The sequence below is a fragment of the Paracoccus sp. L-17 genome, assembly GCF_056857655.1.
Genome location: NZ_JBSXNM010000008.1, coordinates 1 through 14,044, shown reverse-complemented (window position 1 = coordinate 14,044; position 14,044 = coordinate 1). Strand labels below are relative to the sequence as shown.

General features: G+C 62.1%; 16 protein-coding genes. 5 read left to right on the top strand and 11 right to left on the bottom strand.

Translation table 11 applies throughout. The features are described 5' to 3' along the window. The 5 genes from AC13CR_RS00205 to AC13CR_RS00185 form a co-directional block, all read right to left on the bottom strand. The coding region (locus tag AC13CR_RS00205; protein ID WP_482900309.1) for a hypothetical protein at positions 1-1,028 on the bottom strand (1,028 nt) is incomplete at its 3' end. A gap of 4 nt (positions 1,029-1,032) precedes the next feature. Then, positions 1,033-1,887 (bottom strand): ATP-binding protein, encoded by an 855-nt coding sequence (locus AC13CR_RS00200; protein ID WP_482900308.1) that lies wholly within the window; start codon positions 1,885-1,887, stop codon positions 1,033-1,035. Beyond that, the gene (locus AC13CR_RS00195) at positions 1,884-2,372 is read right to left on the bottom strand and encodes a hypothetical protein (RefSeq protein WP_482900307.1); all 489 of its coding nucleotides are present in this window, start codon (positions 2,370-2,372) and stop codon (positions 1,884-1,886) included. Before AC13CR_RS00195 ends, AC13CR_RS00200 begins: the two co-directional genes overlap by 4 nt. Before the next feature lie 44 nt (positions 2,373-2,416). Continuing rightward, positions 2,417-2,806, bottom strand: coding sequence for a hypothetical protein (locus tag AC13CR_RS00190; RefSeq protein WP_482900306.1), 390 nt, complete (start codon positions 2,804-2,806; stop codon positions 2,417-2,419). Between the two features lie 22 nt (positions 2,807-2,828). Next, complete coding sequence (locus AC13CR_RS00185) at positions 2,829-3,422, bottom strand: sigma factor (RefSeq protein WP_482900305.1); 594 nt, start codon at positions 3,420-3,422, stop codon at positions 2,829-2,831. Positions 3,423-3,780: 358 nt separating this feature from the next. Between AC13CR_RS00185 and AC13CR_RS00180 the strand changes: the two genes are divergently transcribed. Next, entirely contained in the window at positions 3,781-4,581 is an 801-nt protein-coding gene (locus tag AC13CR_RS00180) for an HNH endonuclease (RefSeq protein ID WP_482900304.1), read from the top strand. Positions 4,582-4,596: 15 nt separating this feature from the next. On the opposite strand, the gene AC13CR_RS00175 is transcribed toward AC13CR_RS00180, so the two are convergent. Beyond that, on the bottom strand, positions 4,597-5,547 hold the full coding sequence (locus AC13CR_RS00175; protein ID WP_482900303.1) for a hypothetical protein: 951 nt from the start codon (positions 5,545-5,547) through the stop codon (positions 4,597-4,599). After that, positions 5,507-6,748, bottom strand: a complete 1,242-nt coding sequence (locus tag AC13CR_RS00170) for a hypothetical protein (RefSeq protein WP_482900302.1) — start codon at positions 6,746-6,748, stop codon at positions 5,507-5,509. Before AC13CR_RS00170 ends, AC13CR_RS00175 begins: the two co-directional genes overlap by 41 nt. A gap of 337 nt (positions 6,749-7,085) precedes the next feature. Here AC13CR_RS00170 and AC13CR_RS00165 point away from each other — a divergent pair, with 337 nt between their 5' ends. Genes AC13CR_RS00165 through AC13CR_RS00155 form a run of 3 tightly spaced genes read left to right on the top strand, consistent with a single transcriptional unit; the run spans position 7,086 to position 9,246 of the window. After that, positions 7,086-7,541: a DUF2924 domain-containing protein gene (locus tag AC13CR_RS00165; RefSeq protein WP_310459192.1), complete on the top strand. Its 456-nt coding sequence runs from the start codon at positions 7,086-7,088 to the stop codon at positions 7,539-7,541. Further along, positions 7,538-8,863 (top strand): recombinase family protein, encoded by a 1,326-nt coding sequence (locus tag AC13CR_RS00160; RefSeq protein ID WP_482900301.1) that lies wholly within the window; start codon positions 7,538-7,540, stop codon positions 8,861-8,863. Before AC13CR_RS00165 ends, AC13CR_RS00160 begins: the two co-directional genes overlap by 4 nt. Next, positions 8,860-9,246, top strand: coding sequence for a hypothetical protein (locus tag AC13CR_RS00155; protein WP_482900300.1), 387 nt, complete (start codon positions 8,860-8,862; stop codon positions 9,244-9,246). Before AC13CR_RS00160 ends, AC13CR_RS00155 begins: the two co-directional genes overlap by 4 nt. 164 nt (positions 9,247-9,410) lie before the next feature. Here AC13CR_RS00155 and AC13CR_RS00150 read toward each other — a convergent pair whose 3' ends face one another. From AC13CR_RS00150 to AC13CR_RS00140, 3 genes are read right to left on the bottom strand one after another with little or no spacing between them, the layout of a single operon-like run. After that, positions 9,411-10,421 carry a DUF262 domain-containing protein gene (locus AC13CR_RS00150; protein WP_482900299.1) on the bottom strand — a complete coding sequence of 337 codons (1,011 nt, stop codon included), beginning with the start codon at positions 10,419-10,421 and terminating at the stop codon, positions 9,411-9,413. After that, on the bottom strand, positions 10,418-11,011 hold the full coding sequence (locus tag AC13CR_RS00145) for a hypothetical protein (protein WP_482900298.1): 594 nt from the start codon (positions 11,009-11,011) through the stop codon (positions 10,418-10,420). The genes AC13CR_RS00150 and AC13CR_RS00145 overlap by 4 nt, the downstream gene beginning before the upstream one ends. After that, positions 11,004-11,420 (bottom strand): very short patch repair endonuclease, encoded by a 417-nt coding sequence (locus AC13CR_RS00140; protein WP_482900297.1) that lies wholly within the window; start codon positions 11,418-11,420, stop codon positions 11,004-11,006. The genes AC13CR_RS00145 and AC13CR_RS00140 overlap by 8 nt, the downstream gene beginning before the upstream one ends. A gap of 84 nt (positions 11,421-11,504) precedes the next feature. On the opposite strand from AC13CR_RS00140, the gene AC13CR_RS00135 reads away from it, so the two are divergent. After that, entirely contained in the window at positions 11,505-12,605 is a 1,101-nt protein-coding gene (locus AC13CR_RS00135) for a DNA cytosine methyltransferase (protein WP_482900296.1), read from the top strand. On the opposite strand, the gene AC13CR_RS00130 is transcribed toward AC13CR_RS00135, so the two are convergent. Continuing rightward, on the bottom strand, positions 12,602-13,369 hold the full coding sequence (locus tag AC13CR_RS00130; protein ID WP_482900295.1) for a hypothetical protein: 768 nt from the start codon (positions 13,367-13,369) through the stop codon (positions 12,602-12,604). The two genes, AC13CR_RS00135 and AC13CR_RS00130, sit on opposite strands and share 4 nt — an antisense overlap. Positions 13,370-14,044 lie beyond the last annotated feature (675 nt).

The window sequence follows — 14,044 nt, the reverse complement described above, 5'->3', positions numbered from 1 at the left end:
AGCTGATCGACTTCATCCGTGTCGCCGTCACCTATGCAGGAGGCATCACCCATGTGCGGCGGATTGTCGATCTGGCGGGGCTGCACAACGTGCGTACCGGATTTCACGGCGCGCCCAGTCATTCCCCGATCAGCATGGCGGCACAGGCGCATCTGAACGCTTGGGCGCCAAATTTCGGTATCCAGGAATACCTCGTGCTCGGCACCTCCGAATGCAACGCGCTGTTTCCCTCGGAGCACCGGATGGAGAACGGACTGATGCATGTAAGCGAAGCGCCTGGCCTTGGCGTCGACTTCGACGAGGATGAGGCCGGACGATACGACTACACCCCAGGCAGCCACCCGGTCGTCCGGCTGGAAGACGGCACGATGTGGAACTACTGACACCGACCCGCACGCCGTTCCGCGTGCTCGCCATCGGCGAATGCATGGCTGAACTGGCTCCGACCGACACACCGCTGCTGCGGCGGGCCGGGGCTTGTTCGAGGGTTGCGCGGGCACGGTCTCGCCCGCCATTACCTTCTGCCATTCAGGCGCCGTGGGCAGCACGACATGGTCGAGCTTGTTGGCGTCCTTGTAGGCGGGGTTGCGGCTCGGCTCGATCTGGATCTTCGCGACGAAGCTGATCCCGTCGAGATCGGCGAGCCCGCGCAGCACCCGCTTGGCCTTCGCCGTCTCGCTCATGTCCTCGGGGTTCAGCCCCAGCGCGCTGTCGATCATCGCGCGGAAGGTCGATTTCGAGATCTTCCAGCCGATCGACTGGCCCTGCTCGTCGAGCTTGCCGCCCTGCACGGTGAAGTTCTGCCAGAACTTGCGCCGGGCATGCGGGCCCTCGGCGACGGTGAACTCGGCGTCGAGCATCAGCACGTCGCTGCCGGGCTGGTTGGAGGCCTTGAGCAGCCCGCGATCCGCGTCGCTCGATCCGTCGGTGCCGCCCTTGCGCAGCGTCATCACCAGCTTTGCGAAGGTGCCGTCGGGGATCAGGTCGCCGGACTGCTGCGGCTCCACGTCGTTCATGTCGAAGGTCATGTCGTCATCCTTTCCGGGGTTGGTTGATCTTGGTGAGGAGCGCGCCGAGATCGGGCGGCTCGGTCAGGTCGAGCCTGCCGCTGCGGTCCTTGGCCGGCAGGCCGAACGGATTGCCGGATTGGCAGACGAGGCGGCGCGCGTTGCCCTTGTCGGGATCGTGCCGCCAGGTCGGGGGCGCATCGGGGCCCGCGCCGGGATCCTGCGAGAACAGGCTCATCGTCAGCACCTGATCGACGATGCCGGGGAGTTCGCGGGCGACCTTTCCGCCGTCCATCTGCGGCTGCCAGGTCACCCGGTTCATGTCGTCGACGACCTTCTCGAGGATGCCGACGAAGATGACCGTGCGCCCCGGCGCATGCTGGAGGTGCTTGAGAAGCCCGATGACCTCGCGCGCCAGCAGGCCGTAGGCGCCGCGTGTGTCCGGTTTCCCGGTGCGTTCCGACAGCGCCTCGGGCCGGGTCTTGGCCCATGCCATGGCCTGGCGCGTCAGGTCGGTGATGCTGTCGACGAAGATGATGCGCTTCGTGTCGATCTTCTCGGCCAGCTCGGGATGCTGCGCCCGAAGATGCGCATGATGCGCCTCCGAGAAATGCTCCTCGGGCTGGGCGGCCGGGTTCGCGCCGCCGATCAGGCAGGCGATGTCGACCGCGTCGGCAAAGCGGCGGATCGGAATGCTGTCGCCCGGCCAGTCCTGGACGGACTTGAGGCCCGCCTCCAAGTCGATGCAGAGCGTCTCGGCGGGTGGCAGGGTCTTCAGCAGCGTGGTCTTGCCCGCGCCGCTCGGCCCGAACAGCGCCATGGTGGTCTTGCCCTGCGCTTCGCGCAGCCGGTCGTCAGCGGAAATGATGCGTAGGCTCATTGATCGCCCCCCTGCGGGACGATCTCGATCTTCAGCGTGCCGGGCCGGACGGTGCGCGCGGGTTCGAAACCGGCGCGGATGGCATCGGGCCAAGCGGCGTATTTGCGTTCGGGCACCTTGAACGCGATGTCGACATACTGCGCGGGATCGTCCCCGGCGGCGCGGATGCGCTCGACCATGGCGGCGAGACAATCCTGATCCCAATCGACCCGTTTCGGCAGATCAGCGACCACGGTGAAATCGCCGTCGTCGAAGCGGATCGTTCCGGTGTCCTTGCCCGAGGCCTGCCGCTCCTCGGCGGCGCGGGTGGCGTAGCGGACGGTCAGTGCGCCATCGAGACGGGCCTTCGCGGCCTTGTCGCGCTTGATGCGTTCGTCCACGTCGCGTTGCAGGATGGCCAGCAGTTCGACGGGCAGCTGGGCGATGTCCTGCAAGCCGAGGCTTGGCAGATCATCGACGGTGGGGGTGTTCGCGGGGAACGGCATGTAAGGGTCTCCATGATCGGCAAAAATGGATTTGAGGGCGGTCATCAGGCGGCAGCCCGACCACTCGAACCGGTGGCGTGGTCGGGCTGCCCCTGCTCGGCGAGCAGGAGCGCGGACAGCGACACGGCTGCGGCCTTCGGCTTGGGGCGGGCGACGGCGATGTAGGCGAACTGGTCGGGACCCAAGCGCTCCTGCACCAGGTGCACGAGACCCTGTTCGGCCGCCCAGAAGGCGCGGGCGCCTAGCCAGGTCAGCCTTCTGCGTTCTTCGGTCGTGAAGCGGGACAATCCCTGACAACGATCGAGCGTCAGAAAGCCGCGATGGTATTCGAGCCGGTCGCCCGGCACGGCCTGCGCCACCCAGGCGCAGAACTCGATCTCGGTGAGCGGTCGGCGGGCGCGGACCGTGATGAAGGGGGTGGTGCCCATGAACATGATCTCCTCCTTTCGCCTCTACTCAGGCCGCCGCGAGATCGTCCCAGGCGGGACCGAGACCATGGGCGGTGAGGACGTGACGGAGATCGGCGAGGCGGCGGTAGAGCGCGGACCGGCTCCCGAAACCCTCGGCCGCCAGCGCGGTCACGGGGCGATGCGCCAGCGCCGCGCAGAACCGGCGATCCTCGGCCGGCAGCCGCGCGAGGGCGGCCTGCAGGGCGTGGTGAAGTTCGGTGACGGTTGCGGCGCAGCAGGTCTGGCCGTGCCAGGCGGCAAGGCCGTCGTCCTCGGTCAGCGTGTCGCCGACCGGCTCGCGGGTACCGGCCAGCGGCACCTCGAGCGAGAGCAGCGACCCACCTTGCGCACGGCGCTGGCGGTGATGGCGCATCGCGATCCGCGAGGACTGGTTGCGCAGGACGATGTTGGCGAAGGCGCCGATGCTGCCGCGCGAGGGATCGTAGGCGGGCAAGCGGCGCAGCAGATCGACCAGGAGGTCCTGGCCCAGATCCTCGCGCTCGCAGACCGGCATGCTCAGCTTGCGCCGCAGCCGTTGCGCCGCCGCATCGGCTTCGCGGATGATGGTTTCAATGTCGTCGGGGGAAAGTTCGATCTGCATCGCTGTGCGCCTCGGTCATCGTTTCTGATGAGCCCAAGGTGCCGGATACGGTCGGCGCGCAGGTGGGAACGGGGTGGGAATGAGGTGGGGGTTTGGTGGGTCTGGTCGCGTTAAAGAGCCAGCCGGACAGAAGGCCAGCTACGCCTGTTCATGCCTTGGTCGGCTCAAAGCCTGTTGCCGCGGTTGCTGGTCACTCGGATATTGCGGGCGCAATCGACCCGTCTCATCCCTTTGTTACTGTTCGATTTCGAGGCTATGGTCGAACCCGGCGATGGAATCGCTCGTCACGAAACAAGCATCTATCGTCCCTGAAGATGTGTATCCCAAGCTAGGACAGAAGTTCTATTGAGCGGTCAAAATGACATACTTGCTGGCGCGCGTAGAAAACTTTTCCCGCTTTGACGGGGAGAACTTATCCGCAGATCCAGTCATGGGCTACGGGCGAAGCGGCAAGGTCCCCCATGAAATCCATAACTTCTCGGTCGCATCAGATGGGTTCATTTATGGCTATCTTCCGAAAGAAGGTGGAGGGGACTTGAGCAGGCTGGGTGGCAATAGAGGCGACGCGGAAGTCTCCAACGTCACAGTAATATTCATCAGTAGCGGTGTGTTGTGCGGATATTATAGGAATGCGACGGTCTTTTCGCATCCGATTAGGCACCCTGATAATCTGGAAGCCGGCAGTTCGCCGATCTATTGCAGAGTGAAGGTGCAGCCTGAAAATGCATTTCTGATCCCAGCGGGCAACAGACACGACGAGCTACAGCCTAGACCATCAGGCCAGTTTCCAGTTCTCTACGGGAACGAAGATTCTGCGTGGGTCGGTTGGTTTGAAGGTTTGGTCGCAGGAATCCAGAAAACATTCCGCAGTGAGAAAAAACGTAGGAAATGGACAAATAGTGTTGAGCGCAGCTCCAAGGCTCGAGCAATGGCGCTTCATAAATACGGCCTTAGATGTGAATGCTGCAAGATAACGCACACCGACAACGTTCGCGCGTCGATTTTTGAAGTTCATCACAAGGTACCATACGCGGAAAACTTCGAGACGCGGCAATTGAAGATATCCGATCTGGCAGTCCTTTGCGCAAATTGCCATCGAATGATCCACAGAATGCCGGATGTTTCCGATGTCAATGCTCTTATAGCATATCTGAAATAGGTGAACGGTACCGGTTCAGTCTTCAACAACGATGTCCGCAGCGACGACGCCTAGACGGTAGCCCCTTCCTCGGACGGTCATGATCAGGGCCTTGCTCTCGGCATCGGTGAACCCCGCAGCCTTGAGCGCGTCGCGCAGCTCGCGGATTAGATCCTTGGCCTCGCGCGCCGTCGTGCCTTCGACATGGGCTCCGGAGGCGACCTGATCGCGCGACATCGCTTTTTCCAGCAGGCGTTCGAACACGGGGAAGATCTGACGCGACAGAATGACGGAGCGACCGTCCCATTGAACCTCGGCCGTTGCCCTTCGCACGCGAAGCACGAGCGGCAGCGGGACCGGCGCCAGAGCCGCGATGTCGATCGCGGCGCCAAGGCCATTTGTGGCGGGCGTCAGCACCTCGAGGGTTTCGATCACGTGGAAGCGCGCATCCTGGTGTCGCCGGGCAATCTCCGCTGGCAACTGCGGCGCGAGGATCGTGACGTCCGAGCCCTGCGCCGCCTGGCGCAACGATGCGATGATGCCGTCGCCGGTCATGGCTGCAGGCTCCAGCGAAAGAAACACCGCCCGACCCGATGGCGTATCGCCGAGCCGCCAGACGTTCTCCGCGGCGCGTTTCGGGGCTGAAGCGAACCCTGCCGCGGCGGCGATCACAGATGCCAGCCCCTCAGTGCCGATGCGGAACACGCGCACATCATCTTCGGTGAGTTCGATGTCCTGTCGATGATCGAACGGACACTCGGCCCGAAACGCATCGCCGGTTTTCCGGATCGGCCGACAGGGGAGCCCGCATTCGCAGCCGTCGCAGACGTCCCAGTCGGCGAGCGGCGCCTGTTCGACGAGGACACGTTTCGCCAGCAGCCGGTCGAAGACCGGACCGAAGAAGGGCGCGGCAAGCTCACCGGGCAGGATTGCGTCGTCGCCAGCCTCACTCAGCCGCGTCAACAACCTCAAAATCGTCTCGGTCATTCATCAGCCCGTTCCGTTCGATCAGCTTCATCACCCGCGCCTCGTGCTGGGTGCGGCGGAACTGCAGGACGCCCGGGGGCCGCAGCTTGACCGTGACCTGCGGCTGGCGCTTGCCGTCGCCCTTGAACAGGATCCGGAACACGAGCTCGCCCAGCCTCCAGGCGCCGCCGAAAGAGACCGGCGTGCTGCCGAAATGCTGGAGCGCGTCACCGCCGAGATCCCGCGAGCGCAGCGTGCGGACCACGCGGGGATACCCCTTCTTGCCGGGCGCCATCAGATCGGCCGCCGCCTCGATGATCAGCACCTTGTCGATCAGCGGATCGTAGGCGGCATCGAAGGCGAAGCTTGGTCCGGCCTGTTCGACCGGGCGCAGGGTATACAGGTCCTGCGCATCGTCGCCGTCAAAGAAGCCGGGCCTGTCGAGGATGATCGAGGCGAAGAGTTCCGCGATCTCGGGCTGATGCGCCTTCCTTATGCGGGCCAGCCGCAACATCCCGGTGTTCTCGGAGTATCGCAGCACGGCGTGGGAAATCTGGCGCACGCTGATCACCCGTTCAACCTGGCCCTCTACGACCGGCATGGTCGAGACCATGGAGCCGTGGCTGACCACGAGGTTGATCTCGTCATCGTCGTCGTAGTCGCCCACCCGGCAGAAATCCCCGAGAAACGCGTCACGGAAGAGCGCGGCGACGGCCGTCCGGAACGCCTCGACCTTCTCCGCCGTCAGGTCGATCGCGACGCCCCGTTCCCGTCCGGCATATTCATGCAGGCGGTCGGCAGTGAGCATCGCCATGTGGTCGGCGGCCGCGTCGAAGATGTCAGGATGCTCCAGAAAGACCCGGACGGCGATGTGCTTGGGATCATGCGCCTTGTTCGGCGCGTCCTCGTCGCCGGTCTTCATGTCGGGGAACAGATCGACGCCCTGACGGGCGGCTTGCGCCTGGATGATCTCGAGGCCGCGAGCATCGCCCAGTTCCGCGATGCGGTGCAGATCGCCGCGCAGCCCCTCGGGATAGCTGTCCTCGGTGCCGGTCAGCAGTTTCTCCAGCGCCTCGCGGGCGGCATCCTCTTCCTGGTCCAGCAGGTCGACGGAGAAGCCCTTGTACTTGCCCTCGTGCCGCGCCAGAAGCGGCTTCATCAGGGCGAGATCGATGGTCTTGATGAACCGGGGGTTCACGAACTTCTTCAAATTGCCGGCCACGACGAATCCCCTTTCCTGCAAAACCAATGTTCTTGCTACGTTCTTTCTGGCGATTCTTCAACCTCCGCGGGATCGGCTGGGACAGTTTCCGACATCGACGAGTAGAGGCCAGAGGAGACGACCACTCCGAGGCCCGCATGAAACGTCCCAATCCGCTCCCGCCCGACCAGATGACGCCCGCAGAGCGGCGCACTGAACTGTGCGGCCTGCTGGCGCTCGGGCTGGTTCGGTTGCGGATACGGGATTCGGGCGAAGTATCTGACGAGACTGGAGAACGTTGCCTACACTATCCGCCCGACCAATGCCGTCATGCAACTCCAACTCACCGGAGAAATGCATGAACAAGCCCGATCCCATCCCCGCGCGCCTGGCCGCGCTCAAGACCACGCCGACGCCCGACCTGAAGAAACAGTGGCGCGACCTTTTCGACAGCGAGCCGCCACCGTTCAACCGCCGCTACCTCGAGTCCCGCCTGGCATACCGCATCCAAGAACTCGCCTATGGCGGGCTGAAGCCCGAAACGATACGGCGTCTGGAACGGCTGGGCGAGGAACTGGACGGCGGCGACCGATCCAAGCGCAGTGTCCGCCTCGACCGTGACCGCCCGATCACTGGCACGCGCCTCCTGCGCGAGTGGCAGGGTGTCGAATACATCGTCACCGTCAACGCCGACGGCTTCGAGTGGCAGGGGCGGCCCTACAAGTCGCTCTCCGCGATTGCGCGCGCCATCACCGGCACGCGGTGGAACGGCTGGGTGTTCTTCGGACTCAGGAACCACAGGGGGCGGACATGACGAAACCGCCCGAAAAATTGAAGGTCGTCCGCAAGCTGCGGTGTGCCGTCTACACCCGCAAATCCTCCGAGGAAGGGCTGGAGCAGGAGTTCAACTCGCTCCACGCGCAGCGCGAGGCCTGCGAGGCCTACATCGCCAGCCAGCGATCCGAGGGCTGGGTGCTGGTCCGCAATCAGTATGACGACGGCGGCATTTCGGGCGGCACGCTGGAGCGCCCCGGCCTGCAGCGTTTACTGGAGGACATCGAGGACGGGCTGGTCGACGTGGTCGTCGTCTACAAGATCGACCGCCTGAGCCGCTCGCTCGCCGACTTCGCAAAGCTGGTCGAGGTGTTCGACCGGAACGGCGTGACCTTCGTCTCGGTCACGCAGTCGTTCAACACCACAACGTCCATGGGGCGGCTGACGCTGAACATTCTTCTGTCTTTCGCCCAGTTCGAGCGCGAGGTGACTGCCGAACGCATCCGCGACAAGGTCGCCGCCAGCCGCAAGAAGGGAATGTGGATGGGTGGGGTGCCGCCCTATGGCTACCGCGTCGAGAACCGGAAGCTGGTGGTCGACGAGGAAAGCGCCACGCATGTGCGCTGGATCTTCGCCCGCTTCCTCGAGATCGGCTCCTGCACGGAACTGGCGCGGGAGGTCGGCACGCGCGGCCTCCGCACCCCGCGTGGCAATCGGATCGACAAGAAATACATCTACCGGATGCTCAGCAACCGCGCCTACATCGGCGAGGCAGTCCACAAGGGCGACAGCTATCCCGGCGAGCACAATGCCATCATCGACCGCGAGACATGGGACCGCGTCCACGCCATCCTGCAGGAGAGCCCGCGCAAGCGTGCGGCGCGGACCCGCGCCGACACGCCCGCGTTGCTGAAAGGGCTGCTGTTCGGCCCAGATGGCGCGGCCTTCTCGCCCACGCATACCCGCAAGGGCGACCGGCTCTACCGCTACTATGTCAGCCAGACCGTGCTGAAGCATGGCGCTGGATCGTGCCCGGTGGGCCGCTTGCCAGCGGGGGAGATAGAGGCGGCTGTCATCGAGCAGCTTTGCGCCGTGTTCCGGCAACCTGAGATCGTGGCAGGGACGTGGAAGGCGGCGCGTGCGCACATCGACGACATCTCTGAGGCCGATGCCCGCGCAGCACTCCAGCAGCTCGATCCGCTGTGGGACGAACTCTTCCCCGCCGAGCAGGCGCGAATCGCGGCGCTGCTGGTCGGGCGCGTGGACATCGGCATGGACGGATTGAACGTCCAGCTCCGCATGGATGGTCTCGGCGACCTTGCGCGCGAGATGCTGGCCGGAGACATCGGAGCGGCCCCATGACCCGCGGCACGCCGGTTCCTGAGACCGTGACGCTCTACGTCCCGTTCCGCGTCGTGAAGCGTGGTGGGCGCAAGGAGATGCAGGTGCCCGATGGGGTCGAGCAGCCGCGCAGGACCGATAACACGCTGGTCAAGGCGCTGGCCCGCGCCTTCCGCTGGAAGGGTCTGTTGGAGTCAGGCGAATACGCCACTATCGGCGAACTGGCCGAGCGCGAGGGGATCGCGCCGTCGTACATGACCCGGGTCCTGCGGCTCACGCTGCTCGCGCCCGACATCATCGAAGCGATCCTGGACGGGACGCAGGGGCCGGAGGTAACACCTGCGCGCGTGCTGGAGCCGTTTCCGTCGAAATGGGCGGCGCAACTTATCAAACAGGGAAATTAGAAAGTCCGAGTCCTAGTCTGGACGACACGTTGGTTTCAGCGCCACAGGCGATAGAACGCATTATGAATCCAAATAAGCGCCCGGCTAGCGGGCGGGCGTGCTGTAATGGTTCGATTATGCCGCCATGACTGTATCAAAGGATCTTTTCAGTCTACTGTGCCAATTCAATGCCGTTCACCCTCCAGAACCGCCCGAATGATCCGCCCTCTCGTCGTTCGCGGTCCCCTGTCGTTTGTCGATTGCAAAGTCGCCCGGAAGTAGTCGCCGACATTGCCCTCGGGCGGCTCGTCCGCATCGCGAACGGAGTCCACCTGAGCGAAGAAATCGGCCAAACGCGGCCCAGAAGATGCTGCGTCTACCTCAACGCCCTGCCTGTTCACCAATCTATCCAGCTCCACGAACATCGTGTAGAAGTCAGCTTTCTTCCAAGCCCTGCTGCTTCTATTGAAGCCCATGTCTTGTAGAAGGCCGAACACTCTACGGTAGCGCGCCTCTATTTCCTCTTCCTGCTCGAACTCCTCATTGTATCTCTCAAGATATTCCTCAACTTGCTCGTCCCTGTGAAAGTAGTCAGACAGCATTGCGGAGGTTAGGGAGGCCACAAAGGAAACATCCTTCATCCGCCTAATGTCTGCTGGGCTGAATATCCGGTGCTCCATGAAGAATTCATCTTGCGCCATTCTCTCTGCGAATTGCTTGTAGGCCCCGAGGTAGACAGCGTTGTAGCGCTCCATATCATTGAGATCGTAGGAGGTGGCGTTCATACGCTGGAAGACCGTTCTAATCTCCTCCAGTTCAACAATTCCTAGATTTCGAACCGATACGTCGTAGTTGAGGAATTGGCGTTTCGCGCCCTCCTCAAGATTGGCGTAACGCGTAATCGCTTGGGTCCTCGCGAATGGCGAGACACCGCGAAAGTATTCGTCGATTGTCCTGACCCTCTGCTGGCCGTCAACCAAGAGTTCGGTTGCGTCCCCAGTCTCAGTGTCAACCGCTCCCACTGCCACGTAAATCTCTGGGAACGGGTAGCCTAGGAGGATAGTCTCGATGAATGCGATCTTGTCCTTGCTTGTCCATACTGCGCGCCTCTGAAAGTCCGGCTGGGGTTGGAGGGAGCCGTCCCGAAGCAATCGCAGGATAGTTGAGATTTTTCGGCTTTCCGGTGCAGTCCTCATGTCAGTTCCTTCAAGTATTGTCGGCACTCAGTCAGGGACGAGCCGACGTATTCCTCCCAGAAGTGCTCATTAAGGTAGATGCCAGCGGCAATTTTGTATCCACCAAATTCACCTGTAGCCTGAAGCTCGCGAAAAAACTCGAACCAGTCCTTTGAAAGCGTGAATTCCGGATCTGCAGGAAGCATGTCAGGTCGCAACCATCCGCGAAATAGATACTTTCTAAACTTCTCCGCTTTGAGCCAATCGCTTTTTTCCGACCAGTGGACGAACGCTGCCTCCCAATATTTTATGAAAAGCGGGCCCGAGATGACAGCAACGTCAATGTCTGACTCGTCTCCAAAATGCGAAAGTCTGGGACGGTTTGGCTTGTTTCGAAGGGTGAAGCCAAGTTTCGCTGAGCCAACAAGGACAATATCTCTTACGGAGACTTTAAGCTGGTCCGAAACGCGCCTGCGCAAGCTTGCTTGCTGCTCATTTGACAAGACTGGTCCAGTCGTCGAGTAGTAGTATCTATCCACGAGCGTCTTGTTGTCCTCGCGAGCTAAGTCGCGCTGAAAGCGCTCCAGATTTTCTTTAATGCCGTCAGTCATTTGGAGGCTCGGCCTTTATGGCCGCCTCTAGTCGCAGTAGGCCAGCCTCTCCAATCTCGCATTCCCATATGGTGAGTGGTGTCCAGCCTATCCCCGATAGTTCCTTAGCGACCCTCTCATCGCGAAGAGCATTTCCTTGCAACTTCTCTCGCCAGAAGTCCGTCCGCGTCTGCGGAAGCTTCGCCTTTTTGCAATTGGGATGCTGATGCCAGAAACACCCGTGGACGAAGACGGCCACGCGTCTTGACGGTAACACCAAGTCAGGGCGGCCGGGCAGGTCCTTTCGATGCAGCCGGAACCGAAGACCGCGGGCGTGCAAGTAGCGTCGCACGCGGAGCTCCGGGCTCGTGTCCCGGTCCCGTACGCGGGCCATGATCGCGCTCCGTTTCTCTTGGTTAAATACGTCCAACTGCAGACTTTCCCGTTCCCGTTCCGTCGCCCATCGGTTATGTATGGCGGCAGTAGCAACCGTAACACAAGATGTAGAGTGGGGATGAGCTTGAACTTCGTCGATCTGTTCTCGTGTGGTGGCGGCATGTCCACTGGTTTCGTGCGCCAAGGCCTTCGGACAATCGGTGCAGTGGACCTAGAGGTCGCGAAACCGAGCCATGGAATCGGTGCGACTTTCTGTAACGACACCTATGAGCGAAACCTCGGGCTGCGACCCATGTCCGCCGACCTCGCAGTGACCGGCCCGGACGAAGTCGCCGCGCATTTCGGCTTCCAGCCTGGAGACGTCGATGTACTGATCTCTTGCGCGCCCTGCACGGGTTTTAGCCAGAAGCAAAGCCGAAACCACGTACTGGATGACGGGCGTAACCGCCTCGTCGAGCGCGCGGCGGTCTTCGCCGCGGCTTGGCGACCGAGGTATGTTGTTATCGAGAACGTGAAGGAGCTGCTTAGGGGGCGTCACAAGCATCACTTCCAAGGTCTTCACCGTGGGCTAACCGAACTTGGCTACGACGTCTTTGCAGAGATACACGACCTGAAGGACTTCGGCCTGCCGCAGAGCCGCATCCGCTCGCTGATAGTGGCCAAGTTGGACGGCACCTTCCACCTCAACCTGCCGAAAATCCCAACTCGGACAGTCCGCGATGCAATCGGTCACCTGCCGCCGGTCGTCGCGGGTGAGGCGCACCCGGACGACCCCATGCACATATGCCCGCGCATCAGCGGACACTCGCTCGCCCGGATGCAGGCCATACCTAAGGACGGCGGTAGTTGGACTGACCTCACCGAGGAACAAGCCCACCTACGCATTCCGAGCATGAACGTCGAAAAGCCGGGCTCCTTCCCTGACGTGTACGGCCGCCTCGCATGGGACCGACCAGCACCAACGATAACCCGAGAATGTAGCCACCCTGGCAACGGCCGCTACAGCCACCCCGAGCAGGATCGGCTCCTCACAGTCCGCGAGATGGCGCTCCTGCAAGGCTTCCCACCCGATTACCACTTTGAGGGATCGCTCTCATTCAAGTACCGCCAAATAGGTGACGCCGTACCGCCGCTGATCGCGGGCATGATCGCGGATGCCATATCTGCCGACGCTGAGGGGCGCGGGGCCGCACCCGACCAGTTGAGGATGGCGATCTAGCCTGGACGACCGAGTTCCCACCAAGCATGCAGCGGACAGAGATCGACGTCCAAACCAGATATCGTTACCTTCTCAACGCTGCCGTCTAGTACAAGGCGGAAGGCCTTTCGGCCGTTCATCATGACGTTCGCCCCGGTCCCGCCTGCTCTGGTAAGCTTCCCGAAGTCTTCGGGTTGGAGGTACTCAACCATTGCCAGGACGTCTTTCGGAATCTCCCGGAGGTCATAGCGCACGCGCTGCTCGTCGCCGTAGCTGCGAAGCATAAAGATACGCTCGTACTCCCGCAGGTGCGACATGATCCGCCTGCGGACTTGCTCAGGCGCGTCCGCATGGCTACCGAGATCCCTGATCCAGCGGGCCTCCATGAGCTTCGAAATGGTGATGGACTTCGGGTTAAGCCCCTTGGCGGCCTCGGTCTTGAGTGAGTAGAAGCGACCGTCGACCTCGAGGTCCGCCCCCCTGTGCGTCATGTCTTCCGTGCGCCTCGCGTCGTGCCCCGACCTCTTGAAGGACTGTTCGAGGATATGCTCGAAGTTCTCCTTCTTGAGCGCGACGCCGCTTGACGCGTGATGCGCCGCCAGCCGGGTTGAGAAGTACTCGAAGGCGTCTTCGTCCAAAAAATCCTTCCGCAGGTGCTCTCGTTCCTGCTCCTCAGCGAACTTTGCGATGATTCCTGTGAGCACCTCTACTTGTATGGGTGACAGCCCCCAGAGTGCTTCGATCGCCTCCTCGATGTCCTGACGTTTGCCGTTCTCTCCGTCCAACAGTCACACTCCATCCCACTTGTCGTGGGCAGATCATATCCGCGGGAAGATGTGCGCACAATCAATCGGGACGGCCGGCCAGTCCCGCCGGTAGGGTCAGGCGAAGTTAGATTTCAGTACCATTTCACGAACGCCCTTCACGTCGAAGTGCTTAGCAGCGGCTTTCAAGAAGTTACGCGCTTTCAGATACTTGCAAGTAATTCACCAAATAATCGCAGTCATCAGGTCCGGAGAATATCGCCCCTGGGAGACCGCTTCTGAGCCTCCTGGCACCGAGGGCGGTGCTCAGCCCTACCCGCATAACCCTCGAAAAAAACGGAAAAATCCGGCCGCAGCCGGATCGAGAGAACGCTTTCGCGAGGGCAAGTGGCGGAGGGAGTGGGTCTGTCGTCTAACCTTCTCTGCCTCTATCGCCGACCGTGCAACTCCGCCGGCCGGCACTAGGCTGCATCTCTGGCGTAGTGACGATGCACGGTGGTTGATGGCGCAACGGCCGACCACGCCTGCCGCTCCGAACCGAACACCGATCCAGCTTGAACCGCGCCGGGTTTTCCGGAGGCTGATTTGTCTTAGTTACGCGGCCATGTCTGATCTTTCCAGAGCGGCATAGAAGTTTGCCTCGGCCTCTGCTGGCGGGATGTTACCGATGGGTTCCAGCAAGCGTCTGTTGTTGAA